Below are 26,634 nucleotides of genomic sequence, written 5' to 3'. Positions count from 1 at the left end.
GGGTCTCGACAAGCTCGACCACCGGGCTCGACCACCGGTGATTGAGCCTGTCGAAATCACGGCGGGCGCGGGGTCTCGACGGGCTCGACCACCGGGTCTCGACGGGTTCGACCACCGGGTCTCGACGGGTTCGACCACCGGGTCTCGACGGGTTCTACCACCGGGTCTCGACGGGCTCGACCACCGGGTCTCGACGGGCTCGACCACCGGGTCTCGACGGGCTCGACCACCGGGTCTCGACAAGCTCGACCACCGGGTCTCGACGGGTTCTACCACCGGGTCTCGACAAGCTCGACCACCGGGTCTCGACGGGCTCGACCACCGGGTCTCGACAAGCTCGACCACCGGGTCTCGACGGGCTCGACCACCGGGCTCGATTGACGCGCGGTCAGCGCTCGCTGACCAGGTGCCCGCGTGGCGCGGTCGCCAGGCTGCCGGTGACCGGTGCCGGCACCGGGGTGCGGCGGTGCGGGGCGAAGACCCAGTAGCGGTAGAGCACGAACCGGAAGATCGCGCCGAGCAGCAGGCCGATCACGTTCGAGGAGATGTTGTCGGCGACGACGCTGGTGTAGCCGAGCACATAGTGGCTCACCCACAGGCAGGCCAGGCCGATGCCCATGCCGACCAGACTGACGGCGAAGAATTCGATCCCCTCGCGCAGGGTCCGCTCCTGCCGGTTCTTGCCGAAGGTCCAGTACCGGTTGCCGACCCAGTTCGCGAAGATCGCCAGGATGGTCGAGACGACCTTGGCGTAAATCGGTCCGGCGTGCACCAGCTGCGGGTCGAACACGGTGGTGCGGAGCAGATTGAAGACGGTCACGTCCACGGCGAAGCCGACGAGTCCGACCGCGCCGAACTTGGCGACCTGGCTCATGAAGGCCACCAGTCGTGCGTGATTCCGCGATTTTATCGGCATACGTCCGTCCGCTTGATGGGTGAAGATAGGAGGGCAGGATTTGCAGTCTACGGCGCAGCCCAGCCCCCAGCCTGAGAGAAGCCGCACTGAAGAATGAACGCTCGCACAGGAATTGGTGAACAGATGAATACGACTGTCGGCGTTATTGGCGGCGGCCAGCTGGCCAGGATGATGATCCCGGCAGCGGTCAATCTTGGCATCGACATCCGTGTGCTGGCCGAGAACGAGGGGATGTCGGCCGAGCTGGCCGCGTTCACGGTCGGCGACTATCGTGACCGTGAGGTCGTCCTCGCCTTCGCCGAGACGGTCGACGTGGTCACCTTCGACCACGAACACGTTCCGCAGGAGATTCTCCGCGAACTCGTCGCACGGGGCGTCGCCGTGCACCCTGGGCCCGACGCGCTTCGCTACGCCCAGGACAAGCTTCTGATGCGCGAACGCCTGACCGAGCTGGGGCTGCCGGTGCCGGACTGGGCCCGGGTGGAGAACTCCGCCGAACTGGGTGTCTTCCTCTCGGCGCACGGCGGGCGAGCGGTGGTCAAGACCGCCCGCGGCGGCTACGACGGCAAGGGCGTGCGGCTCGTCTCGCATGAGCACGACGCCGATGACTGGTTCACCGCCCTGGCCGAAGACGGCAACGACGGCGCCCTGCTGGTGGAGGAACTCGTCGACTTCCGCCGGGAGCTGGCCCAGCAGGTCGCCCGAAGGCCCTCCGGCGAGATCGCGATCTGGCCCGTGGTCGAGACCGTGCAGAAGGGCGGGGTGTGCGCGGAGGTGATCGCGCCCGCGCCGCTGTCGGCCGGCCGGCTCGCCGAACTGGCCGCCGAGATCGGGGTGTTGGTCGCCGACGGCATCGGCGTGACCGGGATGCTCGCCGTCGAGCTGTTCGAGACGGCGGATGGGCGGCTCCTGATCAACGAACTGGCGATGCGCCCGCACAACAGCGGCCACTGGTCGATCGAGGGGTCGACGACGAGCCAGTTCGAGCAACACCTTCGCGCGGTGCTCGACCTGCCGCTCGGTGCGACCACGACCAGGGACCCGTGGTCGGTGATGGTGAACATCATCGGGGGACCATCGGCGGGGACCCTGTTCGAGCGGTATCCGGCCGCCCTCGCGGAGCATCCGTCGGCCAAGGTGCACAACTATGGCAAGGATCCGCGGCCCGGCCGGAAGGTCGGCCACGTGACCGTCGGAGGCCCGGATCTGGACGATGTCGTCTACGAGGCGCGAGCCACTGCGGCGGTTTTTCAGGACTGACCCATAAGATCGACTCCGTGCCAGAGAACTCCGTACCCGAAACCGCTTCGTCGGATATCGCCGTGACCCCGCTCGTCGGCGTGGTCATGGGCTCCGATTCCGACTGGCCGGTGATGAGCGACGCCGCGCAGCTTCTGCGCGACTTCGGGGTGCCCTGCGAGGTGCAGGTGGTTTCGGCTCACCGCACCCCGGAGAAGATGATCGCCTACGGCAAGAGCGCACATGAGCGGGGCCTCCGCGTGATCATCGCCGGGGCCGGCGGTGCGGCGCACCTGCCCGGGATGCTCGCCGCCGTGACCACGCTCCCGGTCGTCGGAGTGCCCGTTCCCCTCGGTCGGCTCGACGGCCTGGACTCCCTCCTGTCGATCGTGCAGATGCCGGCCGGCGTCCCCGTCGCGACGGTGTCGATCGGCGGCGCGCGCAACGCGGGCCTGATCGCCGTGAAGATCCTGGCGACCTGTGACGATTCCCTGCGGGTGAAGCTCGAGGGCTACGCCGACATGCTCGCCGACCAGGTCGAGAAGAAGAATTCGGACCTCCAAGCGAAACTATGACGAGTGCAAGCAGCCCGATCCGGCACCCGAATGTCGGCTCAGAACGGGTCATGACCAAGCGAGCCTGGTGGCTCGTCCTGCTCAATTTCGTGCTGCCCGGTTCCGTGCAGGTGCTGGCGGGCAGCCACCGGCTCGGCCGGTTCGGCCTCCGGGCCACGTTCACCCTGCTCTTCCTCGCCGTCGCCGCCGGCGTGGTCTACCTGCTCTGGCCCGAGGTGATCCTCACCGCCCTGACGAACACGATCGGGCTGTGGGTGGCCGCCGCCCTCCTCGCCTTCTACGCCGTGGTCTGGTTCATCCTGACCGTGGACACGCTACGCCTCACTCGCCTGGTCAGGGCGGGCCCGAAGGCGCGGCCGCTGATCGCCGGGTTCGCAACCGTGCTCATGGTGGGCGTCGTCGGCACCGCCGGCTACGGCGCCTACGTGGCCACGACGGCCAGCGACTTCCTCTCCTCGGTCTTCGTCGCCGGGCCGACCGAACCCCCGGTCGACGGCCGGTACAACATCATGCTGCTCGGCGGCGACGCCGGCCCCGACCGCGACGGCCTCCGACCCGACAGCATCTCGGTGGTCAGCATCGACGCCGAGAGCGGACAGGCCAGCATGATCGGGCTGCCCCGCAACCTCGAGGACGTCCCGTTCTCGCCCGGTCCGCTCGCCGATCTGTACCCGGAGGGGTACGGAGCCATCGACGGATGCGAGGTGGACGCCTGCATGCTCAACTCGATTTACACCGAGGTCGAGCTGAAGAGCCCGGAGATGTACCCGAAGGCGATCGCCGAGGGCAGCGAACCGGGCATCGAGGGCATGCGGGATGCCGCGCAGGGCGTGACCGGGCTGACCATCCAGTACTACGTCCTCATCGACATGCAGGGCTTCGCCCAATTGGTGGATGCCCTGGGCGGGGTCGAGATCACCGTGGACCACCGGGTGCCCGTGCACACCGACGACACGTTCACCGAGGTGCTGTTCTGGTTCGAACCCGGTCGGCAGCACATGGACGGCTACCACGCGCTCTGGTACGCCCGCTCCCGCCACGGCACCAGCGACTACGACCGGATGGTGCGCCAGCGGCAGATGCAGGAGGCGATCCTGGCCCAAGCGAGCCCGGCGAACGTGCTGACCAAGTTCCAGGCGGTGGCGAAGGCCGGGTCCCAGGTGGTGAAGACGGACATCCCCCAGGGCATGCTCGGCTACTTCGTGAATCTCGCCTCGAAGACGAAGGCCCTGCCGATCAAGTCGGTCGAGCTGATCCCGGACAACAACGTCGACCCGGAAGATCCTGACTACGGCGTGATTCGCGATCTGATCGCGACGTCACTAGCCCCGCCGCCTTCGGAGACCCCCGCGCCGTAACGCCCCGGTCTCGACAGGCTCGACCACCGCCCCGGTCTCGACAGGCTCGACCACCGCCCCGGTCTCGACAGGCTCGACCACCGCCCCGGTCTCGATAGGCTCGACCACCGCCCCGGTGATCGAGCTTGTCGAGATCCCGCCCCGGTGATCGAGCTTGTCGAGATCCCGCCCCCGCCCCTCCAAGTCCCTGTGCACAACTCCGGCGCCGAAACCGGCCAAGAGGCAGCATGTCGCCATGCCGTACATGTACATTCTCGAGTGCTCCGACGGATCGTTCTATGTCGGCAGCACCCGGGACCTCGAGCGCCGCCTCTCCGAACACGGCGAGGGCGTGGGCGCTGAATACACAAGACGGCGTCGCCCAGTGCGTCTGGTGCATGTCGAGGAATACGCCAGAATCACGGATGCCTTCGCCCGCGAGAAACAAGTTCAGGGCTGGGGCCGACCGAAGCGGATCGCGCTGATCGAGGGGCGCCTCGGCGACCTCCCGTCGCTGAGCAGGCCCGCCGGAGACCGGTGATCGACCGCGACGGTGATCGACCACGACGGTGATCGACCACGACGGTGATCGAGCTTGTCGAGATCAGGGGTCTCGACAAGCTCGACCACCGGTGCAGGCTCGACCACCGGTGCAGGCTCGACCACCAGGGGTCTCGACAGGCTCGACCACCGGTGCAGGCTCGACCACCGGTGCAGGCTCCAGCACCGGGCTAGAGGTCGGCGTGCAGCTGCCAGACGCGCTCGGCGGAGTCGCGCCAGCTGAAGGCGCGGGCCCGGTCACTCCCGAAGATGCTCAGCCGGTTCGCCAGGGCCTGGTCGCCCAGCATCCGGCTCAGTGCGGCGGCGAGGCGCTCAGGGTAACCGGCGGCGTCGTCCCGTTCCACGACCAAGCCGGCCTCGCCGCCGGCCTCGACCAGCGCGGGGGCGTCGGAGTGGATCACCGGGGTGCCTAGGTGGAAGGCCTGGATGATCGGGAGGGCGAATCCCTCTTCGAGGCTCGGGAAGACGAGAACGGCGGCCCGGGCGATCACGACGGCGAGCTGCTCATCGGTCAGGCCGATCATCGATCGCACCCGCCCCGGTGTGAGCCCGGCCTCGTCGGCGACCGACGGCAGGTCGAGTTCGCCCCACGAGTCTGGTCCGACGACGATGAGAGGAAGGTCGGGGGCGCCGGGCAGGCCGAGCGCGGTGATCAGGGCGGTGACGCCCTTGCGGGGCTCCAGGGAGCCCACGGTCACGATGTATTCAGAGGGAAGCGCCAACGCCGAAGCCAGTGCCTCGGTGGCGGACGAGTTCGAGGGCAGGCGGAAACCATTGCCGACACCGCCGCCGATCACGCGCACGCGATCGCCGAGGTTGACGATCTCGCCGAGCTGGTCAGCGACCGCGTGGCTGGGCACCACGACCGCGTCGGCGTGCTTGCGTGCGCGCTTGAGCATGGCCTTGGTCCAGGCGACGGTCGTGGTCGTCAGGGCCTCCGGATGCGTCCACGCGAGCACGTCGTGCACGGTCACCGCGATCTGGGTGCCGTCATTGACGATGTCGTGCTTGCGCAGGGGGGCAAGGAGCCCCGGCGCGTGGATCATCCCGGAGCCGGAAGACCCCGCGATGCCCAGCTGCCACGCCGCCGCGAGTTCGCGCCGGGGGAGCGTCGTCTTGTGCAGGCTCGCCAGTCCGGGAAGTACCGCTTCGAGCGCGGCGTAGCGCTCGGCCGAGCTGGCCGACACGATGCCCTCGACCTCGCAGTTCGCCGGCGCTGTTGCGATGAGAGCCCGTGTCAAATCCTCGGTGTATCGTCCGATCCCGCCGGGAACCGGTGCGATCATCTGGTCGACGACAACCCGCAGTGTGGTCATTTTTCCTCGAAGATCCTCTGTGCCGCGGCGTCGGAGAGTGCCTCGCGCCAATCCCGCATCGGCGAGAGCCCGGCGGTCTGCCAGGCGTCATGACCGAGCACGGAATACGACGGGCGCGGTGCCGGCCGGACGAATTGCGAACTGTCGGTGGGCGTGACCCGGGCGGGGTCGAGGCCCGCGATCGCGAAAACCGCCTGGGCGAAACCGAACCAGCTGGTCACGCCGGAGTTGGTGCCGTGGTAGATGCCGGCGGGCGCGTCGGCGTCGAGCAGCGCGACGATCTGCTTGGCCAGATCTGCCGTCCAAGTGGGCTGGCCGACCTGGTCATCGACGACGCTGAGGGTGTCCCGCGTTGCCGCGAACTTCAGCATCGTCTTGGGGAAGTTCGGGCCGTGCTCGCCGTACAGCCAGGCCGTGCGCACGATGTAGCTTCCGGTCGGATGCGCCGCCAGCACGAACGCCTCACCCGCGGCCTTGGTGCGGCCATAGGCCGAGATCGGGTCGATCGGGCTGTCCTCACCATAGGGCTCGGTGGCGTTCCCGTCGAAGACGTAGTCGGTGGAGATCTGCACGAGTCTGGCGCCCGTCGCGGCGGCGGCCAGCGCCAGGTTGTGTGCGCCGGTCGCGTTGATGGCGTAGGCGGCATCCTCGTTCGTCTCGGCGTCGTCGACCTTCGTGTACGCCCCCGCGTTGATGATGACGTCGAAGCCGGCCGTGGCAGCCGCGACGGCGTTCGCGTCGGTGATGTCCAGCTGGTCCCGTCCGAGCGCGGTCACGTCGCGGCCGGCGAGGGCGACCTGCAGGTCGCGGCCGAGCATCCCGGCCGCGCCGGTGATCAGATACTTCATGTGCTCCCCTAAACGGTAACTGCTAGACGGTGATGATTTCCGGCCCGCCCAAGTCTGCCAGAACAGCGAAGTCGGCATCCTGGGTGAACACGGGCAGGTGGTGGGCGAGGGCGGTCGCGGCGATCCACAAATCGTTCACGTTGATTCGTCTTCCATTCTCCCGAAGTTTCTGCCGCAGCCGCGCCCAGTGTGCCGCGACTTCGGCATCCACGTTCAGCACCTGGGCGACAGAGACGGTTTCGATGGTCAGAAGCCGCGCAGCGCGGGTGTCTGCGTCGGTTGCCGCGTGAACGCCCGCGAGGAGTTCACCGAGGGTGATGGCGCTGACAAACTGCTCGATCGGAAGGATATCAATGCTGCTGACGCGGTTCGTCTCCAACCCGACGAATACGCTGGTGTCGATCAGACCGCGGGTAACGGTCACCTGATGGGACCCAGGTCGTCGGTCGTCTCGTCGGGCTCTTCGTGTTCGAAGTACTCCGCGATGGGATCTCCGGGCCGCCGCACGAGCCTGAGGATGTCTTCCCTCGTCAGGAATGGCTTTTTCGATGTGACGATCGGGATGAGCGTCGCCACCGGCACGCCATTCGAGGTGATCGTCACCTCTTCACCGTTTCGGGCGCGCTCGATGATCTCCGCGGTGTGATTGCGTAGATCTCGAACCGGAACAAGACTCATGAAATCAGTGTAGCCGCTTGTAGCACGCCGTAGGCGTTGAGGCCTGGCCTAGCCCAGCTCCGCGCGGGCCTTGAGCGGTTCCCACCAGGCGCGGTTCTCGCGGTACCAGGCCACGACATCCGCGAGGCCCTGTTCGAAGGGAACGAGCGGGGCGTAGCCGAGTTCGGCCTGGATCTTGCCGATGTCGACCGAGTAGCGCAGGTCGTGGCCGAGCCGGTCGGCGACGCGGTCCACGTAGGACCAGTCCTTGCCGGTGGCGTCGAGCAGCAGCTGGGTCAGCTCCAGGTTGGTCAGCTCGGTGCCGCCGCCGATGTTGTAGATCTCGCCGGCGCGGCCGCCGACGAGCACCATCGCGATGGCGCGGGTGTGGTCGTCAACGTGCAGCCAGTCACGGATGTTGTTGCCCTCGCCGTAGAGAGGAACGTGCTTGTCGTCGATCAGGTTTGTGACGAACAGCGGGATGACCTTCTCGGGGAAGTGGTACGGGCCGTAGTTGTTCGAGCAGCGGGTGATCGAGATGTTCAGGCCGTGCGTGCGGTGGTAGCTGCGGGCGAGCAGGTCGCTGCCGGCCTTCGACGCCGAGTAGGGCGAGTTGGGCTCGAGCGCGCGCTCCTCGTTCCAGGAGCCCTCGGCGATGGAGCCGTAGACCTCGTCGGTGGAGACGTGCACGAAACGCGCGAGGTCGTGGCGCAGCGCAGCGTCCAGCAACTGCTGGGTGCCCAGCACGTTCGTCTCGACGAAGATCGACGCGTCGCGCACCGAGCGGTCCACGTGGGACTCCGCGGCGAAGTGCACGACGGCGTCGAGCGACGGAAAGAGCGTGTCGAGCAGGGCGGCATCGCGGATGTCGCCGTGCACGAACGAATAGCGGGGGCTCTCCGCGATGGGAGCCAGGTTTTCGAGGTTTCCCGAGTAGGTGAGCGCGTCGAGAACGACGACTTCGGCGCCCTCCAGGCCGGGGTAGGCGTCTTCGAGGGTGCGTCGAACGAAGTTCGAGCCGATGAAACCGGCTCCGCCGGTGACGAGGATCTTCATATGTGAGGTAACCGTTCCGTTGGTGTGAGTGCCTCGGCGATTCTATCGGAACCCGGTTGGCAGGCGGCCGAGCGTGCCGGTTCCCTCGGCCTTCTCCGCCTTCCCGAGATCAAAGAGGGGTGAAATGGTAGCCTTCATCAGGGAAGTAGTGGCTTTCCGAGCAGCGGCGCAGGAGGCCTCACACGTGAACGAAGTCCCACCCGGTTTCAATTTCCTGGAAGAAAGAACCGTTCGACCCTCCGATTCCTGGATCAGGGACACCTCATATTGGGTTCCGCGGCACTTGGTTGAGTCCGCATGGTTGGAGCATGCCCCCTTCGCGTTCTGGCTGGTGGACGCGATTCGGCCGACGGCCATCGCCGAGCTCGGCACGCACAACGGCTTCTCCTATTTTGTCTTCTGCGAAACGATCGTTCGACTCGGCTTGCCCACTCGCACGTTCGCGCTTGACAGCTGGCAGGGTGACGATCAGGCCGGATTTTACGGTGCTGATGTCTATGAGAGCGTGAGCACGATCAACGAAACGGACTACTCCGCCTTCTCGACACTGCTGCGCGGCTATTTCGACGACAGCCTCGACTCGATCCCAGACGGTTCAATTGACCTCCTCCACATCGACGGACGACATGGCTACGACGACGTGCGTCACGATTTCGAGGCTTGGCGCCCGAAGCTCACTGATCGTGGGGTCGTGATCTTCCACGACATCGCAGAACACCAAGAGGGTTTCGGAGTGTGGCAGTTCTGGGCGGAAGTCGCCCAGCAATACCCGTCGTTCGCCTTCGATCACGGTCACGGTCTCGGCGTGCTGGCGGTCGGCGGTGATATCCCTAAGCGTCTGCGCGCATTCCTCGAGGAGGGCCTCCTGAAGGAGAGTGAGATCAAGAAGTTCTATGAGTCTCGCGGCGCAGTTATCGCTGAACTGTATGACCTGCGCGTGCGAGCCGCAGAAGTACCCGGATTGAAGGGCGAGCTAGAGGTCGCTGGGCATCAACTCAATGAAAAAGACCGCGTGATTGCACTGCAGGAGAGCGACCACTTGGGGCTGGTGGACCAGATTAGGAGGATTCACGAGAGCACGAGCTGGAGGCTCACGAGGCCGCTTCGGTTCTTGAGAGATGCGGTTCGGCGCCACCGAGGCTGACGCGCTTTGCGATTCGTCTGAGCCCTTTGGGTAGACTGCCAAACGTGAAGATTCGCGAACTCTCCATCCCCGATTCCTATGAGATCACTCCGAAGCAGTTCGGTGACGACCGGGGAGTTTTCCTCGAGTGGTACCGCTTCGACCGTCTTGAAGAGAAGATCGGGCACAGGCTGGAGATCGCGCAGGCGAACACGTCGGTCTCCAAGCGCGGCTCCGTGCGAGGCATCCACTTCGCAGACATCCCGCCGAGCCAGGCCAAATATGTTACCGCCACGCACGGCGCGGTGCTCGACTACATCATCGACATTCGCGTCGGGTCGCCGACGTTTGGCCAGTGGGACAGCGTGCTGCTCGACGACAACGATCGACGTGCCGTGTATATCGCCGAAGGTTTAGGGCACTGCTTCGTGGCTCTCACCGACAACGCTACGGTCAGCTACCTCGTCACGGCACCGTTCAACCCGGGGCGGGAGCACGGCATCAACCCGCTCGATACTCAAATCGGTCTCGTCTTCCCTCCCGAGGCCGGCGAGTTGCTGTTGTCCCCGAAGGACACGGATGCCCCCGGGCTCGCCGAGGCCGCCGCGAGCGGACTGCTCCCGACCTGGGAGGCCGCCCGCGCCTTCTACGACACACTGAACGGCAGGAAGTAAGAATGCGCGGAATCATCCTCGCCGGCGGCTCGGGCACGCGCCTCTGGCCGATCACCAAGGGCATCTCCAAGCAGCTGATGCCGATCTACGACAAGCCGATGATTTACTACCCTCTCTCGACTCTCATGATGGCCGGCATCAATGAGGTTCTCATCATTACGACCCCCGAATACAATGACCAATTCCGGGCGCTTCTCGGCGACGGATCCGACATTGGAATCCGGATTGAGTATGCGGTGCAGCCGTCGCCGGACGGTCTCGCCCAGGCGTTCATCATCGGCGAGGAATTCATCGGTGACGACAGCGTCGCCCTCGTGCTCGGCGACAACATCTTCCATGGCGCCGGCCTCGGTTCGGCCCTCCGTGGCAACAACTCGATCGAGGGAGCGCGTATCTTCGCTTACCACGTCAGCAATCCCACGGCCTACGGTGTCGTCGAATTCGACGACAACGGAACCGCCATCTCGATCGAGGAGAAGCCGGCGAAGCCCAAGAGCAATTACGCCGTTCCCGGCCTGTACTTCTACGACAATTCCGTGATTGAGATTGCCAAGTCCATCGAGCCGAGCGCTCGTGGAGAGTTGGAGATCAGCACTGTGAACGAGCGCTATCTCGAAGCCGGCAAGTTGCAGGTGCAGGTGCTCGATCGGGGCACCGCCTGGCTAGACACCGGAACTTTCAAGTCAATGATGCAGGCCTCTGAGTATGTGCGCGTGATCGAGGACCGTCAGGGCTTCAAGGTCGGCTGCATCGAGGAGATCGCCTGGCGGGCAGGGTGGATCGACACCAAGCAGCTCGCCGTTCTCGCTGCGCCCTTGCAGAAGAGTGGATATGGCAAGTACCTGGCAGCATTGGTCGCCTCCTGAGGGAGGCTGTGGTGTCCGTCGGGGAAGATGTCACGGCCGCCGTGAGCATTCGTCACTGACTATGTGTTCTAGCAACTACGCTGGACACACCGTTTGGGGGATCTTGGATCGAAAGGATCATTCAGCCCCTTGTTCAGTTCCACCCCGAAAGCCAGTGTCCTTCTAATCGGCGCCTACGAGCGCGACAACTTCGGTGATTTGTTATTCTATCAGCTCACCATGGACTACCTCCGTGCCCACGAAGTCGCAGCAGGCTCTGTGATCGGAGCGGACATGACGTCCCTCCTCGGCGCTCGCGTGCACCCGCATAACGACCTCCTGTCGGCCAGATCCTGGGATTTGGTTTGGGTCGTCGGCGGGGAAGTTGGAGGCGTGGATGTCGAGGGCGCTCTCGCGATGTCCCTCGACGACGTGGCGTGGGATATCTATGGACATTCTGGTGCCGAGGGGCGGGACCATATTGCTCGATATCTGACAGGAGCCCCTGCGAGGTCGCCAGCGTACCTACCAATTCTGGAGGGGTTTCCACTCAATGTGTCCACACCCCTCGTGCTGAATTCGGTCGGCTTGGGGAACCTCGTCTCGGAAGCAGGGAGTTCAAGCGCTGTTGAGGCGAGATCAGTCATCCGAAGTGCGGCTGCGATCGTAACCCGCGACAGGACTTCGCACGAGATTGTGACTGCAATGGATCTGACGCCCACGTTGTCCCCGGATATGGTGCATGCGATTAGCCTTCTGCACCCGGATCTGGCAGATTCCACTCGAATTTCTGAGCCCTATTTCGTGTTCCAGGCCAGTGCGGAGCTGATCGCGCGGGTCGGCGAAGAAACGATCGCGCGCGCGATTGCCCTGGTCGCGGTTGCGACGAAGTGGAGACCAGCGCTCTTCCTTGCGGGGACGGCACGACATCACGACCGCGCCGACCAATATGATGGAATCGAGGCATTGCTCAAGGCGATTGCACCTGCGATCACTCCGATGCGCATCACGACACGGAGGCCAATGCAATTGGCGGCCGTCGTCGCGGGCTCCAGGCTGTGGATCGGATCGTCATTGCACGGCCGCATCATTGCTGACTCCTTTGGTCTGCCGAGGGTAAGCCTTCAGAACGCTAAGGTCGCGAACTACGCCGCGTCTTGGGATGCTGGCTTTCCGACCAACGTCCCGTTTGACGCACTCGTCGATGGAGTTGCGGACGCGATTTCGACCGCGCAGAGTGGCAGCAGCGTGGAGGCGTCCAAAGCCCTTAGCCATGGCGCCAACCAGGCGACTCAATCCCTGGTGAGGGACTTTCTATGACCCAGATCGATGTCGCTGAGCTTCTGCAGCATCAATTGGACCGTCAACGGCTCTTGACGTTTGAAGCAGTCCACTTCAATGACGCACGAAATCGCGAGCAGACCACGGAGATTATGGTTCTGACTACACGGCTCAAAGACGAGCAGGTCACGATGAGCGAGCTGCGATACGCAAATGAAAGTCTCCTGGGCCTGGTCGAGGAAATGCGGGCGAGCTGTTCTTGGCGCGTGACTGGACCGCTGAGAATCATGGTTGCCCTCGTCAGGATGCTCACTCGTTCGTTGCGAACCCGCCCGAGTCAATGAGGACTGATCGAAGTGCCTCAGATAGAAGGCGCCAATGCGAACCGCCCGTAGGCCAAGAACGTCAATGGCCACCCATACCCTGTTCGATCTGGCAACGAAACTTGGTGAGGTCAGTCTTCGCCTCGTGAAAAGCACAGGTGTGCCAAGCTCTACTGTCGGTTGGCTCTGTTTTTCCGGTCCAGCATCCATGAGCGGAGATTCAGCCCGGCCGACAGCGCGGTTCTTACCGGCCAGAGAAGCGCACCTGAGTACTTCTTGGAAAGAAAACGCTTCGCACTCTCGTGATGCGCCGTCAACATGTCGGCTGCGTCCGTCGCGGTTGAATGGGCTCCCGTGTGGGTGACGACAGCAGCCGGTTCGTAGACATTGGCAAACCCCAGCCTGCTCAGCCGGTACCCTAGGTCAACATCTTCGAAATACATGAAGAACTCTGCATCGAAGCCGCCGACCTTATCGAAAACGGTTCGACGGACGAGCAGGCACGCGCCAGAGAGCCAGCCAACGCGCCGCGTCGGGTTGCTGGCATTGCGGTATGCAGCGCTCCACGGATTCGCTGCCCAAACCCCGGCAAGTAGTGCGTGTCCAATTCCGTTGCGTAGTGAGGGAATCGCTCGGGCGGACGGATAGACGTCGCCCGTCGCGGTCAGGATTCTGGGGCCGAGAGCTCCAATTCGGGGATCGGAATCTCCCCGAGCCATTAGCGTGTCGACTGCGCCCGCCTCGAATGTGACATCCGGATTAGTGATCAGAATCCACTCGACCTCCGCGGGGAGAATCTTCGCGGCGGCGTTGATCGCACCTCCGTAGCCGCGGTTCGACGACATCGGTAGGTATTGGGCACCGTACTCTAGGGCAATTGCCTCGACCCGAGATCCGGGAGTCACCTTGTTGTCAGCAAGCAGGATAACGGGAACGCAATTCGTTGCTTTTCGAAGCGATTCGAAAAAGGGTTCGAGAACCGATTCGGAGCCGTAGCTCACGGAGATCGCGGCCAGGCGCGTGGAGGTAGAGCTAGTTTCTGTTTCAGGGGTCCCGGATCTCATCAGCGCTGGATCTAAGCGCCGACCCTGGATTCGAAGGTCATAGCTGTTCGCAAGGGGCCCCATGTGCCGCCATGGTTGCTGACGCTGAAGGTCGCCGCGTCTGCCGCCCGGGCAATTTCCTGCCCGTGAGAGCCCATTAGGGCCACTGTCACACCGTACTCGCCGGATCCGAACGGTGCCTTTGGCAGCAAGAATCGTGCGACTGCGGGACCCTGTAGCGCGCCAAGGCCTACATCCAGACTCGTCGAAGTTGCGCCCGTTACCAGCTGGCCGAGGGGGTTGTTGATATGCAGTCCCACACTCCAAGCCTCGAGTCTCTTGGGTACTTCCACGTCGACCTCAATCGCGATGTCATCGCCGGTATCGAACGACTTCGGGGACAGCCCTTGCCCATTCATCACCCGAACGCCTTTGATTCGGCCGAGTTCAACGTTGGCGAGGGCGGCTCTGAGTCGATCGTCCTTGTGCGCGTCCGCCTCAATCGTGGTAGCGAAGCCGGAGCGTAGAATCGACACGGCATCGTAGGGATCGCCGTCGAAGACCACGCTTCCCCTGGCCAGAACGATCGCCCGGCTACACATGCTCGTGATTTGGCTCAGTGTGTGACTGACGAGCACAATGGTTCGTCCCTCGTCCTGGAACGCACGGATTTTGTCCAGACACTTCTTTTGGAATGCCTCGTCACCGACCGCGAGAACCTCATCGACCAGAAGTAGGTCCGGGTCCACATGCACGGCCACAGCGAAGGCAAGACGCACGTACATGCCGCTTGAGTAGAACTTGACTTGCGTGTCGATGAACTCGCCGATCCCGGAGAACTCCAAAATCTCTTCGAAATGGCTCTCGGTCTGAACCCGGGAGAGGCCCATGACGGACGCGTTCAGGTAGACGTTCTCGCGGCCGGTTAGGTCGGGGTGGAACCCAGCGCCCAACTCCAGTAACGCCGCCATCTGTCCACGACGCTGCACGCTTCCCGTCGTTGGCTGGATGATTCCGCCAATGGCTTTGAGCAGCGTGCTCTTGCCCGAACCATTCGGACCGATTAGCCCGATTGTCGTGCCGGCATCAATCTGCAGGTCGATGTGCTTCAGGGCGAAGAAATCCTCTTTGAACCTGTTGGCGTGGCCGAAGTTTAGCAGCCGCTCTTTGACGCTGTTGTCCTTTCGAATGATGAATCGCTTGGAAACGTCATTCACCCGAACGATGGGTACTTCACTCGAAGTCGTTATTGTCGTGGTCATTACAGCTCCTGCGCGAAGTTGCCCTGCAGCTTGCTGAAAACGCGCTGCGCGGCAATGAGGAAAACTAGGCCGAGTACGCCGGCGATGAGCATCCGGAGTGCCAGAAAGTCCGGCGACTGGCCCCCGCTTGATTCAGTCCAGAACGCTTCCTGGAAGCCGAGAACGGCCAAGGTTACGGGATTGTTGATGTAGATCTCCAGCGCCCAGGCGGGGATGGCCGCTTTGACGAATTCCCAGGAATAGACGATGGGGGAGGCCCACATAAGCAGAAGTAGAACGACCTCGACGAGATACGCCACGTCGCGTAGATAGACGTTGAAGGCCGACAGGATGATGGCGAGTGCCCCCGCATAGAGCAGGGTGAGCGCCAAAGCCCCAACGCCGTACAGGAGCTGAGCGCTGAAGGACAGAGTGCCAGCGGGGATCGAGACGACGATCAGGATGACGAGCTGGATCAGGAAGTTGAAGAGCGAGGAGCCAATCGTGGCGAGCGGGAAAATTTCCCGCGGCAGATAGACCTTCTTCACCAGACCTGCGTTGGCGAGAATGGAACCCGTACCGGTGGCGACGATTTCGCTGAACAGCGTGTAGATCGTCAGCCCGGCGAAAATGTAGATTGCGAAGTTATCAATCGAGCGCGCTGCACCCAAGAACTTGCCGACGACTACGTAGTAGATCAGAAGCTGGGTGAGTGGGCGGGCGAGGCTCCACAGGAAGCCGAGGGCGCTGTCCTTGTAGCGGGCCTTGAGCTCGCGCCGTGTCAGCATTCCGAGCAATTCGCGATGAGACCACACGTCACGTATGGACGAAATGGTGCCACCGATGAGGCCTCGTCGAGAATTGACGTCTAACCAGGGCATTTCTTCTAGCCGTGATTTGCGCTCCGCTGAGCGCGCGTGTGGGCCGGCCATGTTGTACTCCAGTGATGTGGGTGAGGCGGCGGATGACAAGCTGCCGAATGAGAGAATACAGCACTGACCTTGGGTGGACCTCGTTGGGCTGTCGCCCCGGCCGGTATCGACTCCCCGAGCGACGGCTCGGATAGGCTAGTCCCATTGCTGCGGCGAATTGCCTGTCGGTGGGACTATCAACCGCTGGTGCACTGAGTGTCACCGGCATGGAGACATGACTGTATGAGCCCTTGGAAATCCATGATCGCTGGCAGTGTGCGCAAGACACTGCCCATTAATTCTGGCCCGCGACTATTTGCCGCGGCGACGTACTACAGCATCAAGGATGGCGTCACGTTCTTGAAGCACACCAAGGCCAACTTCGTGCGAGCAGCAGGCGTTGCACGTAAGACCGAATTGAGCTACAGAAGTTGGCGAAAAAAGAACGTACATCACGTTCCGGACGTTGTATCCTCCCGCCAGACACTAACGACGTTCGCAGTCCTGGTCGAGGTCGAGCCGGGGGCCACCGTCGCCGATGTTAGGCGGACCACCGAGAGTGTGAACCGGCAAATCGGATGCGCCGGGCGCTCTATCCCGGTCCCACGCAGTTCTAAATTAGGCGAGGTTCTGGATTCCGTTGGTGAAGATTTCATTCTCTTCCTGCGTGCCGGATCCGAGCTTTCGCCGTACGCTCTGGCCGACGTTTCGAAGCAGCATCGAATTGACCCGGCACTCGAGATAATCGTCTTCGATTCTGACGTGCGTGGGACTCTCGGCCGGAAGGATGCGCGCTTTCGCCCAGCTTGGTCCCCAGAGGTCCTTCTCGGCGCCAACTATCTCGACCGGGCCTTCGCGATCAAGCGCACTTCCATCGTGGTGTCGGACACGACCCCCTTCTCGGATCGCGGAGTGTGGGAGTTCCTGCTGGCAGGACGGTACTCCGAGCGTGTTGCTGGCAACGTCTCGCATGTTCTCCTGACCGAGGCGCGGCCAGGAGACGGACGTGTTGACCAAGATGATGCTGATATGGTGCGCGAGGTTCTTGCCCGATTCGGCGAGCAGGCCGACACTGGGCCTCATGGGGAGGTTGTGCGGGTGAGGTTCCAGCCTGAGAGCTGGCCATCAGTCTCCATTGTGATTCCCACTCGTCACTCTCGCTCCAATCTTGGACGGCTTCTCCCTAGCCTTGCCAGAACGGACTACCCGGAGTTCAACGTGAGGATCATCGACAATGGTGGTGAGTCGACAGAGAACTCAGCGTGGTATGTATCCAATAGCGCCGACATAGACCTGACCGTGCAATGGTGGACTGAGACTCCCTTTAACTACTCCCGCGTCAACAACGTTGCTGCTCGGTCCACCAACGGTGAAGTCATCGTCATGCTAAACGACGACACACAGATCGTCGACCCTCTGTGGCTCAAGGAAATGGTTGGGTTACTGCTCCGCGATGGTGTGGGTACGGTCGGCGTGCAACATCGCCAAGCCGACGGCCTGATCCAACATGGTGGCGTGATGCTTGGCCCGGGTGGCTTCGCTGACAACCTCTTCGCAGGTCTGGAACCTGACTCAACTACCCTGATCGGCCCAACCGCCTGGTACCGGAACACCTTGGCCGTTACCGGTGCCTGCATGGCCATACGACGTACTGACTTTGAGGAAGTCAACGGCCTGGATGAGGCGTTCATTCTCTGCGGCAGCGATGTCGTGTTGGGGCTGGACCAGATCATTCGCGGACTCCGCAATGTCGTTGTTCCTTTCGACACCGTTCGTCACTTTGAGTCACTGACTCGAGGAACCGCAGTGCCGGCGGAGGACTTCTACGCTAGCTATTGGCGCTATCACCCTTGGCTTCAGGGAGGGGACCCGTACGTATCTCCCAACGTGTCTCGCCTGAGTTCTGTACCGCGGTACCGGGACCCGAGAGATGAGAACCCCGTGAAGATCGCACTCGAGGTTCTTGGACGATCCTTCATGAAGCATGCGCAGAGTTCCTCCATCTCAGAGGAGGCCTCCGCCCTCATCGGGACAGCGTCGATCTCTGCCGAAGAAGTGGCCACAGTGCACAGGCTCCACGAGGAATTCTCGGGTCCTTTGGAAATCAAGACCATCAACTGGTTCATCCCGGACATCGACATGCCCTTTTTTGGTGGGCTCAACACCGCGTTCCGCCTTGCAGCGAAGCTGAAGCGGGAGCATGGTGTTCAGAATCGATTCGTTGTGTTGGCCGGCCCGAACCGAGCGTTCGTGGCGTCAGCGCTGACCGCGGCATTTCCTGACCTCGCGGATTCGGACATCGCCTTCTATGACGGCACAGACGAACAGATCGCCGCGATACCACCGGCGGACGCCGCGATTGCGACTCTCTGGTTGACCGCTATTCACGTCGCGAAGTCGTCGGGAGTCAAGCGGAAGTTCTACCTGATGCAAGACTACGAACCGAGCTTCTACCCGGCCAGCACTCTCTTCGCCATGGCCGAGGAGAGCTACCGCCTCGGCCTGTACGGGATCTGCAACACCGTGAGCATGCACAGTATCTACACGGGCATGTACGGCGGAGAGGCCACCTACTTCACGCCCGCCGTCGACCAATCCATCTACCACGCCCGCGGTCGCCGGGAGAAGGCCGCCGATGAACCGGTCACGATCTTCGCCTACGCCCGCGACCACTTCCGCAACTGCTGGGAACTGGTCTACTCCGCGCTCACCGAAATTAAGCGGATCCACGGCGACGGCGTGCGCATCGTGGCCGCCGGAGCACGGTACCTGCCGGATAGTGCCGACTTCATCGACCTCGGGCTTCTCGACTACCGCGCAACGGGCCGCTTGTATCGCGAAACTGACATCGGGCTAACGATGCAGATATCTCGGCACCCGTCGTATCTTCCGCTGGAGCTGATGAGCAGTGGAGTGCCGATGGTCGCCCCCGATAGCGATTGGTTCACCTGGCTCTTCTCGGACGAGGAGAACTCGCTGCTGACCATGCGAACCCTTGACGACATAGTTGCAAAGTTGGACAAGCTGGTGCGTGACCCTGAACTTCGGCGCGAGCTGTCGCAGAATGCGTTGGCCACCATTGCCACCGGGCACGCTGATTGGGAGGTCGCCCTAAATGGTGTCTTCGCCTACATCAGCGATCCAAGTGGCGCGAAAGCTCTGGAACGTCCAGCGACGGTTTAGCGCACTTCACCGTCGCTATTGCAGCAATGGAGGACAATTTTCAAGTACAGTCGTCAATGGATGGCACTCCACGGCGCTTGAGACAGACGGTTCCCTCAAGATAGACGATCGAGCGGATCCTTTCCGCGTCACGCGGCAGAATGGGGGCACTCGATGAAGGCAACTTTGGGGTTTCGTGGGATTGCAGCGGCTCTCGGCGTTGTCCTCGTAGTCACGGCGATTCAATTCGCTCCAGCCACCGGTGCGGCGGCGCTGACCGGCGCGGATTTCAGCGCGGGTAACATCATCTCGGACAAGAACTTCTTTGACGCCGCGTCTCTGAGCGAGAGCCAGGTCCAATCCTTCCTGACGAGCCAGAACTGTGTGCCGAGGGATGGTGTTCCGTGCCTCCGTGATTTCACTCAATCGACGCCCACCGTGTCAGCCGTGGGTGGCGGGCACTGCGCGCAGTACTCAGGAGCCGCCAACGAGTCTGCCAGCCGCATTCTTTCTAAGGTCGCTGGGGCTTGCGGGATAAGCCCCAAGGTTCTTCTCGTCCTCTTGCAGAAAGAACAGTCTCTAGTGACTTCTCCGAGCGCATATGGCTATCAAAGAGCAATGGGCTGGGGATGCCCAGATAGCGGGCCTAACTATAGCGCAAACTGTGACGCAAACTACTTCGGCTTTTTCAACCAGGTATACAAATCCGCTTGGCAATTCCGCCAGTACACTCAGTATCCGCTGAACATTCCCGGGGAATCTGGTACGAGAAAATACCACATTGGCACTGTATACATTCAGAACCACCCCAATGTTTCCTGCGGGGGGTCGAATGTCTACATTCAGAATCAGGCAACGGCGAACCTATACTTGTACACGCCGTATCAGCCGAATGCGTCTGCCTTGGCGAATCTCTACGGTTCGGGGGACGCTTGTGGGGCGTACGGAAATCGGAATTTCTGGAGAATATTCTCCGATTGGTTTGGACAGCCAGCAGGTTCGACCCTGTCTCCAGTTGGCAACTTTGATTCGGGGTCAGCCACGATGCAAACAGCGACCCTTCGCGGTTGGGCGTTTGATCCTGAAACAGCCGCGCCTGTTGATGTGCATCTGTACGTCAACGGCGGTTGGGGTGGTTCGTTCACTGCAGACAAGTCGCGATCAGACGTCGGGGCGGCATACCCAAGCTACGGCCCCAACCACGGATTCGAAATATCCTTTCCTGTTCTCCCAGGGTCGTTTGAAGCCTGCATCTTTGCCATCAATGTCGGTGTCGGAGGCAATGAGCCTCTCGGCTGTAAGACTGTGACGACCCCAACGGGGCCACCAGTCGGGAACGTCGAATCAGCGGTCTTGTCGGATCGACAACTCACATTGAACGGGTGGGCAATCGACGTTGACACCCCAAACCCAACTTCAATACACGTCTATGTGAATGGCAAATGGGGAGGGGCATTCCCCGCTGATCAGCCCCGGGAGGACGTGTCTAGGGCATACCCCGGCTACGGTTCGAACCACGGATTCAATTTAAAGGTGGGTATTCCTCCCGGCACGAGCAACGTGTGTGTTTACGCCATCAACGTCGGCGTCGGGTATAACCAATCGATCGGCTGTCAGACGGCATCGACTGCCTCGGGGCCCCCCATCGGCAATATTGATGCCGTGCAGTCTGGCTTCGGGAGTGTCTCCCTCAGCGGTTGGGCGATTGACCCCGACGTTACCGATTCGATCGGTATCCATGTCTACGTTGACGGGCGATGGGCGGGGGCATTCCCGGCAGACGCGATTCGGGATGACGTTGCTGAGGCTTTTCCCGGTTACGGCCCAAACCACGGATTTCTCGCATCAGTGGCGGTACCAGGCGGAACCAGCACAGTCTGTGCATACGCCATAAATGTCGGCTCGGGATTCAACCAATCGGTCGGATGTAGGACCGTGACCACGCCAGGCGGGTCCCCATTCGGAAGTCTCGATTCTGTTTCTGTCGGAGCCGGAATCGCGACGATGTCCGGGTGGACGATCGATCCGGACAGTGCGAATCCTGTTAGCGTCCACGTCTATGTCGATGGACGCTGGGGAGGAGCCTATCAAGCGGATTCGATTCGCGATGACGTCGGCGCCGTGTACCCTAACTACGGGCCGAAGCACGGCTTCCGTCTTGACGTTGCCGTGCCTGCTGGTGCTGCGAAACTTTGTGCCTATGCGATCAATCTTGGAATTGGGCAAAACCAGCTCATCGGTTGTCGTTCGATAGCGGGCTGATCCTGAAGTGGGGCGGATCCCTTTCTGGGCCGGTGGCGGGTTCCTTACCTACGAAAGCGAGCTACCCAAATTACTCAAGTACTGAGAAGAGTGCTGCGTTGGTCCGGGATGCCGCTGCTGGCGTTGCTCATCTTGAGCGTGGCTTTCGTCACCGTTCACGTCCCGCAAAATCATGAATTTTCTCCTTACGACGAATATGTCTACCTGGACTATCTAAGTAAGGTTCCGACCCAGGGCTTCATCCGATCCGGTGAAGAAACGGGCGAGCTGGCCCGCCAGGAAATCAGCTGCCGAGGTGTCGCCGGCTACGGTTCATTCGGCGGGACCTGTCGCGAGAATGATTTCGCAGACGCGAAGTACCCCTATTCAGGACATACAGGCGCGGACTTGTACACTCCGATGTACTTTGCTTTTACTTGGGCGTTAGCTCAGCCGTTGACTGGGTTTGGGATGACTCTCCTCGATGCGGGCCGCACAGTGGGGGCTGTGTGGCTGTCGCTTGGTGTTCTGCTTCTCTATAGGATGCTCATCGCACTTCGCATTGGGCGAAAAGTGGCATTCGGCTTCTCGGCGTTCGTTATTGCGACGCCCATTGCATTCTGGTCGTCCACCTACTTGAGTACCGATGCTCCATCGTTGGCGTTGGCGGCCGGTCTGGGGCTAGTTTCCCTTCGCATCGGCCGGGGTCAGTCTTCGTGGCTATGGCTCCCAACCCTTTCAGCGGTTGCGGTCCTTTTTAAAGTGCAAAATCTTGCTGCTGTTACCATTTCTGCGCTTGCGCTCTTGATCGTTGCCGCTGGAGAGGAGCGGCGGGCTTCGGCGGACAACAGATCGGCCGTCCTCAAGTTTAAGAAGCTGGTCAGGAGACCTTCCGTCCTTGCCGCGTTATCGGCGCCGATTGTCGCGATTGGTGCCCAAGTCGCATGGATGCTCTTTCGCGCGAGTTCCGCAATCCCTGATGTTCCGACTCCGCAGATCGACGTTGAGTTGCTTTCGCTCACGCCCACTGCTGCTGCAGTCGAAGCCTTCCGCTTTCTTGGTTCGGTCGGGGCCGCAAGTATGTCTTCCAGCTTTCTTGGGTTTGTAGCAGCGAGCGCACTGACTCTCGTCACGGTCGGTGGGGTAATGACGTTAGTGCTTATGCCTCGACAGGTGCCGGTCACCCAAAGAGCTATAGCGGCCTCGCTATTTATCGTTGCGCTAGGGATGGGCCCAGCACTGACCGTGGCCACGACACTAGTGGCGGGATACTACTTCCCACTCCCAGAGCGGTACGGTGTCGTGTTGTTACCAGCCTTCATTGCGTGTGGAGCTTATCTCTTGTCGCACCATTCGGGCCGGACGCTAAACGCAATCTCTGCAACAGGGGCCGTGTTCGCGATTGCCGCGATCGGGCTGAGCTAGACGATTCGAATAGGCGATGACTCTTGCGGCTGGGGGGTCGATTCAAGTAACGGTTGGTGCCCGCGCGAAAGTACGGCCACTCGAACGTGACGGCTGAGCCTTCAGGTAAGTTGGTTCATTGGTTCATTGGTTCATTGGTTCATTGGTTCATTGGTTCATTGATTTCCCTTCAGTTGAACACAAATAAATCTCTTCATCCCCCAATTGATAGAGTCAGTTACTTATGCTCTCTTCTGGAAAGGCCCGCATGACTAAGCTACGACCGGGTGTCGTTTCCGTAGTGCTCGTGAACTATCGAGGTGCGGGCGACACGATTGAGGCTTTGGAGCACCTAAAGCTGGTCAATTGGCCGACGGAATTGCTCGAGGTTGTGGTCGTCGAGAATCACTCTGGAGACGACAGCGCTCAGCGAATACGGGACGCGGCTCCGCATGTGAAACTCGTTGTGGCAAATGCAAACCTGGGGTTTGCGGGCGGCAGCAATTTGGGTGTTGCTTCAAGCAGTGGCGAGTTTGTGGCCTTTCTGAACAATGACGCCAAGCCTGATAAGGAGTGGATCCGTGCCGCGATTGCGAAATTCGGTCAATCAGAGAGCATAGGTGCCGTTGCTAGCAAGGTTCTCGACTGGGAGGGCACGCGCGTTGATTTCATCGGAGCGGCTATGACCTGGTTTGGAATGGGATATAAGCCCTCAACTGCCCAGCCACTGCCCGGAACTCCGGATGCTGCAAGGGATGTATTGTTTGGAACTGGCGCAGCAATGTTTGTGCGCAGGTCGGTGTTCGACCAACTTGGTGGGTTCGACGAACGCTACTTCATGTTCTTCGAAGATGTTGACTTCGGGTGGCGACTGAATTTGCTGGGGTGGCGGTTCGCCTACGTGCCGTCCTCGTTCGCTTTTCACAAGCACCACGCTTCCATGACGTCTTTTGGGGCGTTCAAGGAGACGTACCTGCTGGAGCGCAATGCGCTCTTTACCCTCTACAAGAATCTCGGTGAAGAGTCACTGCGCACTTCTCTTCCGGCCGCTCTCTTACTCGCAGTACGTCGGGCGATTGCTCGAGGCGAATTGGATTCGACGATGCTGGACCTCCGAAAGCCCGGTGGAGATTCTGAATCGAGTCTTCCGGTCGCCAAGGAGACTCTGGCTGGCGTGTTCGCTATCGATCAGTTCGTCGAATACCTGCCGTCACTGGAGAAGTCGAGAGCAAGCATTCAAGCGAGCAGAGTCGTATTTGACCGGCCGCTGTGGAGGCTATTTGGGGAAACGGACGCCCCTTCGTATCAGGAGGAATCTTACCTCCGGGGTTACGAAAAGATTGTCGCGGCCTTTCCGGTGCTTGATCCGCCCGCGGCAGTTCGTGTTCTGGTCATCACGGGTGACCCGATTGGGGCAAAGATGGCGGGCCCGGCCATCCGAGCCTGGAGTATCGCAGACGCTCTGGCTTCCACGCACGATGTCACCTTGGTGACGCTCGCGGGCTTGCAGCCTGTCGACGCCCCGTTCGAAGTAGTTGCCGTTCGTATTGGCGACCAGAAAGCGATGGGGAAGCTCGAGCAGTGGGCAGACGTTATCGTTTTTCAGGGTCTCGCCATGGCACTGTTTGACGCCCTTCGAAAAACCAAGAAAATCGTCGTGGTGGACATTTATGATCCAATGCATTTAGAGCAGCTCGAACAGGGTAGAGATCTGCCCTCGGCCCAGTGGGGTCAACAGGTTTTGGATGCTACAGAGGTGCTTAACGAACAGCTCTCCCGCGGGGATTTCTTCTTATGCGCTTCGGAACGGCAACGCCACTTTTATCTCGGGCAGCTTGCGGCGCTCGGGCGCATTAACCCAGCGAACTATGCGAACGATCCGGACCTCGAGCACCTCATTGCAGTCGTTCCATTCGGTCTCTCAGATACTCCGCCGGTACACCTTAGGAGTGTCCTCAAGGGAGTAGTTCCGGGGATCAGCGCGGACGACAAACTCCTCCTTTGGAGTGGCGGGCTTTACAATTGGTTTGACCCCAAAACCCTGATTCGGGCGGTCGCCGCCATCTCAGAGAGACATGGGAACGTGCGCCTATTCTTCCAGGGCACGAAACACCCGCACCCTGGCGTCCCTGAGATGGCGATCGTCTCAGAATCCAGAGCTTTGGCAGCAGAGCTCGGAGTTCTCGATCGATCGGTCTTCTTCAATTCCTCTTGGGTTGACTACGCGGAGCGGCAGAATTACCTGACTGAGGCCGACGTGGGGGTGAGTACTCACTTCGCCCATGTCGAGACGACTTTCTCCTTCCGCACGAGAATTCTGGACTATCTTTGGGCCGAGTTGCCGATGGTTGTTACAGAGGGAGACTATTTTGCTGAACTCATCGCGGCTGAGAAGCTGGGCATCGTCGTGCCATCTGGGGACGTAGAGAGCCTCGCTCGTGCCCTTGAGCGGTCTCTCTTTGATGTGGACTTCATTCGGGAGGCGAGATTGAACATTCGCCGTGTCCGCGAAGATTTCACCTGGGACCGAGTCCTCAAGCCGCTGGTCGATTTCATGCTTGAGCCTCGTCATGCCCTCGACCTTGTTGCTGCGGGCTCAGTCCCGTCGGATTCTCTTGGACTACTGCTTAGGCCGCGTATCAGAAACAAGAAGCATGGTTTCCGGCACGACGTTAGTCTCGTCATTCGGTATATGCGGGACGGCGGACCCGGCGTCGTGGCAAAGAAGATTCAGGGTCGCCTGACTCGGCGGTAGTCGTGTCGGGGCTCTGGCAAACAGCCCGAGGTAGGGATAAGGCCTTGTAGGCCAGCCTCCAATGACGAGCGGAGCACAACACAGCGACCGATTGGCTGATCGGCTAGGCTCGAAATTGTCTTGCTCGAACTGAGGTCGGAAAAAGAGTTGAATGGAGATACCGGTGCGGGCATTGTTGACGGGCGGCAACGGGATGCTGGCGCGAAGTATCCAGTCTGCTTGGGCCGAGCAAAGACCTTCAGATGAGCTGGTAATCGTTACTCGTGCAGACGCTGATCTCACCAACGCTCAGGAAACGTGGTCGTTGGTTGGGAGAATGAAACCTGACCTTATCCTGCACTGCGCCGCTCGAGTTGGCGGCATCGCGGCGAACATCGCCGACCCGACGACGTATCTCATGGACAACGTGCTGATCGACTCGAGCGTGCTCAAGGCTGCAGTCGACCTAGGCGTGCCGAAGCTGCTGTACTTCGGAAGCTCCTGCATGTATCCACGTGACTACCGCCAGCCGCTGGTTGAATCGGACCTGCTTGCGGCGCCCTTGGAACCGACGAACGAGGGCTATGCGCTCTCGAAAATCGTGGCATCGAAGTACTGCGAGTACGTCTCGACCCAGTTCGGTCTCGACTATCGGGTCGTCATCCCGTCGAACCTCTATGGTCCGGATGATGACTATTCCCTCGGCCAGGGACACCTGGTCGCAGCAGCGATCGCGAAGGTGCATGCCGCCAAGGAATCCGGCGCGTCCACGATCGGTGTCTGGGGGGACGGCACTGCTCGCCGAGAATTCACCTACGTTGGCGATCTCGCGGACTGGATAGTTACGAACGTCGACGACATCCATTCCTGGCCGATGATGATGAACGTCGGTTTCGGGCGGGATCACTCGGTCCTGGAGTACTACCAGGCCGCCATGGCAGTGGTCGGTTACACCTGCGAACTGGAACTTGACACGACGAAACCTGCCGGCATGCATCAGAAGCTGATGACCTCAGCGGTTGCTCACCAATTCGGTTGGCAACCCCGCACCGAGCTGCTGGAGGGCATGGACCGTGCCTACCGGCGCTACCTGGAAACCCTGGCCTGACCTGATCGCTCGGGCGATCGAACCGTAGAGAGAGAATGA

Annotated in this window: 23 protein-coding genes; 14 read left to right on the top strand and 9 right to left on the bottom strand. The window is 61.3% G+C overall.

The window, feature by feature from the left end:
- Positions 1 to 388: 388 nt before the first annotated feature.
- Positions 389 to 874 carry a GtrA family protein gene (locus E3T48_RS01740; RefSeq protein WP_134522163.1) on the bottom strand — a complete coding sequence of 162 codons (486 nt, stop codon included), beginning with the start codon at positions 872 to 874 and terminating at the stop codon, positions 389 to 391.
- Positions 875 to 1,039: 165 nt separating this feature from the next.
- Here E3T48_RS01740 and E3T48_RS01735 point away from each other — a divergent pair, with 165 nt between their 5' ends.
- The 4 genes from E3T48_RS01735 (at position 1,040) to E3T48_RS01720 (ending at position 4,608) form a co-directional block, all read left to right on the top strand.
- Positions 1,040 to 2,176 (top strand): 5-(carboxyamino)imidazole ribonucleotide synthase, encoded by a 1,137-nt coding sequence (locus E3T48_RS01735; RefSeq protein ID WP_134522162.1) that lies wholly within the window; start codon positions 1,040 to 1,042, stop codon positions 2,174 to 2,176.
- Positions 2,177 to 2,262: 86 nt separating this feature from the next.
- Positions 2,263 to 2,730, top strand: coding sequence for a 5-(carboxyamino)imidazole ribonucleotide mutase (gene purE / locus E3T48_RS01730; RefSeq protein WP_134522166.1), 468 nt, complete (start codon positions 2,263 to 2,265; stop codon positions 2,728 to 2,730).
- 50 nt (positions 2,731 to 2,780) lie between these two features.
- Positions 2,781 to 4,088 (top strand): LCP family glycopolymer transferase, encoded by a 1,308-nt coding sequence (locus E3T48_RS01725; RefSeq protein WP_241986527.1) that lies wholly within the window; start codon positions 2,781 to 2,783, stop codon positions 4,086 to 4,088.
- A gap of 235 nt (positions 4,089 to 4,323) precedes the next feature.
- Positions 4,324 to 4,608, top strand: a complete 285-nt coding sequence (locus tag E3T48_RS01720) for a GIY-YIG nuclease family protein (RefSeq protein ID WP_134522160.1) — start codon at positions 4,324 to 4,326, stop codon at positions 4,606 to 4,608.
- A 190-nt stretch (positions 4,609 to 4,798) separates the two neighbouring features.
- On the opposite strand, the gene E3T48_RS01715 is transcribed toward E3T48_RS01720, so the two are convergent.
- From E3T48_RS01715 to rfbB, 5 genes are read right to left on the bottom strand one after another with little or no spacing between them, the layout of a single operon-like run.
- On the bottom strand, positions 4,799 to 5,944 hold the full coding sequence (locus tag E3T48_RS01715) for a glycosyltransferase family 4 protein (protein WP_134522159.1): 1,146 nt from the start codon (positions 5,942 to 5,944) through the stop codon (positions 4,799 to 4,801).
- Positions 5,941 to 6,792: a dTDP-4-dehydrorhamnose reductase gene (rfbD, locus tag E3T48_RS01710; protein ID WP_134522158.1), complete on the bottom strand. Its 852-nt coding sequence runs from the start codon at positions 6,790 to 6,792 to the stop codon at positions 5,941 to 5,943. The genes E3T48_RS01715 and rfbD overlap by 4 nt, the downstream gene beginning before the upstream one ends.
- 22 nt (positions 6,793 to 6,814) lie before the next feature.
- Positions 6,815 to 7,216, bottom strand: a complete 402-nt coding sequence (locus tag E3T48_RS01705) for a type II toxin-antitoxin system VapC family toxin (protein ID WP_134522157.1) — start codon at positions 7,214 to 7,216, stop codon at positions 6,815 to 6,817.
- Complete coding sequence (locus tag E3T48_RS01700; protein ID WP_134522156.1) at positions 7,213 to 7,470, bottom strand: type II toxin-antitoxin system Phd/YefM family antitoxin; 258 nt, start codon at positions 7,468 to 7,470, stop codon at positions 7,213 to 7,215. The genes E3T48_RS01705 and E3T48_RS01700 overlap by 4 nt, the downstream gene beginning before the upstream one ends.
- A 48-nt stretch (positions 7,471 to 7,518) precedes the next feature.
- Positions 7,519 to 8,505 (bottom strand): dTDP-glucose 4,6-dehydratase, encoded by a 987-nt coding sequence (gene rfbB / locus E3T48_RS01695; RefSeq protein WP_134522155.1) that lies wholly within the window; start codon positions 8,503 to 8,505, stop codon positions 7,519 to 7,521.
- Between the two features lie 184 nt (positions 8,506 to 8,689).
- Here rfbB and E3T48_RS01690 point away from each other — a divergent pair, with 184 nt between their 5' ends.
- The 5 genes from E3T48_RS01690 to E3T48_RS01670 all read left to right on the top strand — a co-directional run bounded on the left by E3T48_RS01690 (position 8,690) and on the right by E3T48_RS01670 (position 12,772).
- A complete protein-coding gene (locus E3T48_RS01690) occupies positions 8,690 to 9,649 on the top strand; it encodes a class I SAM-dependent methyltransferase (RefSeq protein WP_166789595.1) in 960 nt (319 codons plus the stop codon).
- Between the two features lie 44 nt (positions 9,650 to 9,693).
- On the top strand, positions 9,694 to 10,302 hold the full coding sequence (locus tag E3T48_RS01685; protein WP_134522153.1) for a dTDP-4-dehydrorhamnose 3,5-epimerase family protein: 609 nt from the start codon (positions 9,694 to 9,696) through the stop codon (positions 10,300 to 10,302).
- A gap of 2 nt (positions 10,303 to 10,304) precedes the next feature.
- Positions 10,305 to 11,168, top strand: coding sequence for a glucose-1-phosphate thymidylyltransferase RfbA (rfbA, locus tag E3T48_RS01680; RefSeq protein WP_134522152.1), 864 nt, complete (start codon positions 10,305 to 10,307; stop codon positions 11,166 to 11,168).
- Between the two features lie 129 nt (positions 11,169 to 11,297).
- Positions 11,298 to 12,467 (top strand): polysaccharide pyruvyl transferase family protein, encoded by a 1,170-nt coding sequence (locus E3T48_RS01675; protein ID WP_134522151.1) that lies wholly within the window; start codon positions 11,298 to 11,300, stop codon positions 12,465 to 12,467.
- Entirely contained in the window at positions 12,464 to 12,772 is a 309-nt protein-coding gene (locus E3T48_RS01670) for a hypothetical protein (protein ID WP_134522150.1), read from the top strand. Before E3T48_RS01675 ends, E3T48_RS01670 begins: the two co-directional genes overlap by 4 nt.
- A gap of 149 nt (positions 12,773 to 12,921) precedes the next feature.
- Here E3T48_RS01670 and E3T48_RS01665 read toward each other — a convergent pair whose 3' ends face one another.
- From E3T48_RS01665 to E3T48_RS01655, 3 genes are all read right to left on the bottom strand, one after another.
- The gene (locus E3T48_RS01665; protein ID WP_166789594.1) at positions 12,922 to 13,752 is read right to left on the bottom strand and encodes a glycosyltransferase family 2 protein; all 831 of its coding nucleotides are present in this window, start codon (positions 13,750 to 13,752) and stop codon (positions 12,922 to 12,924) included.
- Positions 13,753 to 13,826: 74 nt separating this feature from the next.
- Entirely contained in the window at positions 13,827 to 15,056 is a 1,230-nt protein-coding gene (locus E3T48_RS01660) for an ABC transporter ATP-binding protein (protein WP_134522148.1), read from the bottom strand.
- On the bottom strand, positions 15,056 to 15,967 hold the full coding sequence (locus tag E3T48_RS01655) for an ABC transporter permease (protein ID WP_166789593.1): 912 nt from the start codon (positions 15,965 to 15,967) through the stop codon (positions 15,056 to 15,058). The genes E3T48_RS01660 and E3T48_RS01655 overlap by 1 nt, the downstream gene beginning before the upstream one ends.
- 222 nt (positions 15,968 to 16,189) lie before the next feature.
- Here E3T48_RS01655 and E3T48_RS01650 point away from each other — a divergent pair, with 222 nt between their 5' ends.
- The 5 genes from E3T48_RS01650 (at position 16,190) to E3T48_RS01630 (ending at position 26,595) form a co-directional block, all read left to right on the top strand.
- On the top strand, positions 16,190 to 19,129 hold the full coding sequence (locus E3T48_RS01650) for a rhamnosyltransferase WsaF family glycosyltransferase (protein WP_134522147.1): 2,940 nt from the start codon (positions 16,190 to 16,192) through the stop codon (positions 19,127 to 19,129).
- A 153-nt stretch (positions 19,130 to 19,282) separates the two neighbouring features.
- Positions 19,283 to 21,370 (top strand): hypothetical protein, encoded by a 2,088-nt coding sequence (locus tag E3T48_RS01645; RefSeq protein ID WP_134522146.1) that lies wholly within the window; start codon positions 19,283 to 19,285, stop codon positions 21,368 to 21,370.
- A 108-nt stretch (positions 21,371 to 21,478) separates the two neighbouring features.
- Positions 21,479 to 22,774 (top strand): hypothetical protein, encoded by a 1,296-nt coding sequence (locus E3T48_RS01640; protein WP_134522145.1) that lies wholly within the window; start codon positions 21,479 to 21,481, stop codon positions 22,772 to 22,774.
- Positions 22,775 to 23,021: 247 nt separating this feature from the next.
- Positions 23,022 to 25,508, top strand: a complete 2,487-nt coding sequence (locus tag E3T48_RS01635) for a glycosyltransferase (protein WP_134522144.1) — start codon at positions 23,022 to 23,024, stop codon at positions 25,506 to 25,508.
- A gap of 151 nt (positions 25,509 to 25,659) precedes the next feature.
- Positions 25,660 to 26,595, top strand: a complete 936-nt coding sequence (locus E3T48_RS01630) for an NAD-dependent epimerase/dehydratase family protein (protein ID WP_134522143.1) — start codon at positions 25,660 to 25,662, stop codon at positions 26,593 to 26,595.
- The last annotated feature ends 39 nt before the right edge of the window (positions 26,596 to 26,634 follow it).

Origin of the sequence: Cryobacterium fucosi (genome assembly GCF_004403515.1) — a bacterium.
In the GTDB taxonomy this organism is placed as follows: Bacteria; Actinomycetota; Actinomycetes; order Actinomycetales; family Microbacteriaceae; genus Cryobacterium; species Cryobacterium fucosi.
The sequence above is the reverse complement of the archived record's forward strand: the minus strand, read 5'-3'. Positions and strand labels throughout refer to the sequence as shown.

What these genes read in the sequence shown, in the direction of transcription:
- E3T48_RS01640 (WP_134522145.1), top strand. Translation starts at nt 21,479, where the DNA reads ATGCCGCTGCTGGCGTTGCTCATCTTGAGCGTGGCTTTCGTCACCGTT.
- E3T48_RS01720 (WP_134522160.1), top strand. Translation starts at nt 4,324, where the DNA reads ATGCCGTACATGTACATTCTCGAGTGCTCCGACGGATCGTTCTATGTC.
- E3T48_RS01660 (WP_134522148.1), bottom strand. Translation starts at nt 15,056, where the DNA reads ATGACCACGACAATAACGACTTCGAGTGAAGTACCCATCGTTCGGGTG.
- rfbD (WP_134522158.1), bottom strand. Translation starts at nt 6,792, where the DNA reads ATGAAGTATCTGATCACCGGCGCGGCCGGGATGCTCGGCCGCGACCTG.
- E3T48_RS01715 (WP_134522159.1), bottom strand. Translation starts at nt 5,944, where the DNA reads ATGACCACACTGCGGGTTGTCGTCGACCAGATGATCGCACCGGTTCCC.
- E3T48_RS01735 (WP_134522162.1), top strand. Translation starts at nt 1,040, where the DNA reads ATGAATACGACTGTCGGCGTTATTGGCGGCGGCCAGCTGGCCAGGATG.
- E3T48_RS01645 (WP_134522146.1), top strand. Translation starts at nt 19,283, where the DNA reads ATGAAGGCAACTTTGGGGTTTCGTGGGATTGCAGCGGCTCTCGGCGTT.
- E3T48_RS01670 (WP_134522150.1), top strand. Translation starts at nt 12,464, where the DNA reads ATGACCCAGATCGATGTCGCTGAGCTTCTGCAGCATCAATTGGACCGT.
- E3T48_RS01700 (WP_134522156.1), bottom strand. Translation starts at nt 7,470, where the DNA reads ATGAGTCTTGTTCCGGTTCGAGATCTACGCAATCACACCGCGGAGATC.
- E3T48_RS01725 (WP_241986527.1), top strand. Translation starts at nt 2,781, where the DNA reads ATGACCAAGCGAGCCTGGTGGCTCGTCCTGCTCAATTTCGTGCTGCCC.
- E3T48_RS01650 (WP_134522147.1), top strand. Translation starts at nt 16,190, where the DNA reads ATGAGCCCTTGGAAATCCATGATCGCTGGCAGTGTGCGCAAGACACTG.
- E3T48_RS01630 (WP_134522143.1), top strand. Translation starts at nt 25,660, where the DNA reads ATGGAGATACCGGTGCGGGCATTGTTGACGGGCGGCAACGGGATGCTG.
- purE (WP_134522166.1), top strand. Translation starts at nt 2,263, where the DNA reads ATGGGCTCCGATTCCGACTGGCCGGTGATGAGCGACGCCGCGCAGCTT.
- rfbB (WP_134522155.1), bottom strand. Translation starts at nt 8,505, where the DNA reads ATGAAGATCCTCGTCACCGGCGGAGCCGGTTTCATCGGCTCGAACTTC.
- rfbA (WP_134522152.1), top strand. Translation starts at nt 10,305, where the DNA reads ATGCGCGGAATCATCCTCGCCGGCGGCTCGGGCACGCGCCTCTGGCCG.
- E3T48_RS01740 (WP_134522163.1), bottom strand. Translation starts at nt 874, where the DNA reads ATGAGCCAGGTCGCCAAGTTCGGCGCGGTCGGACTCGTCGGCTTCGCC.
- E3T48_RS01655 (WP_166789593.1), bottom strand. Translation starts at nt 15,967, where the DNA reads ATGGCCGGCCCACACGCGCGCTCAGCGGAGCGCAAATCACGGCTAGAA.
- E3T48_RS01635 (WP_134522144.1), top strand. Translation starts at nt 23,022, where the DNA reads ATGACTAAGCTACGACCGGGTGTCGTTTCCGTAGTGCTCGTGAACTAT.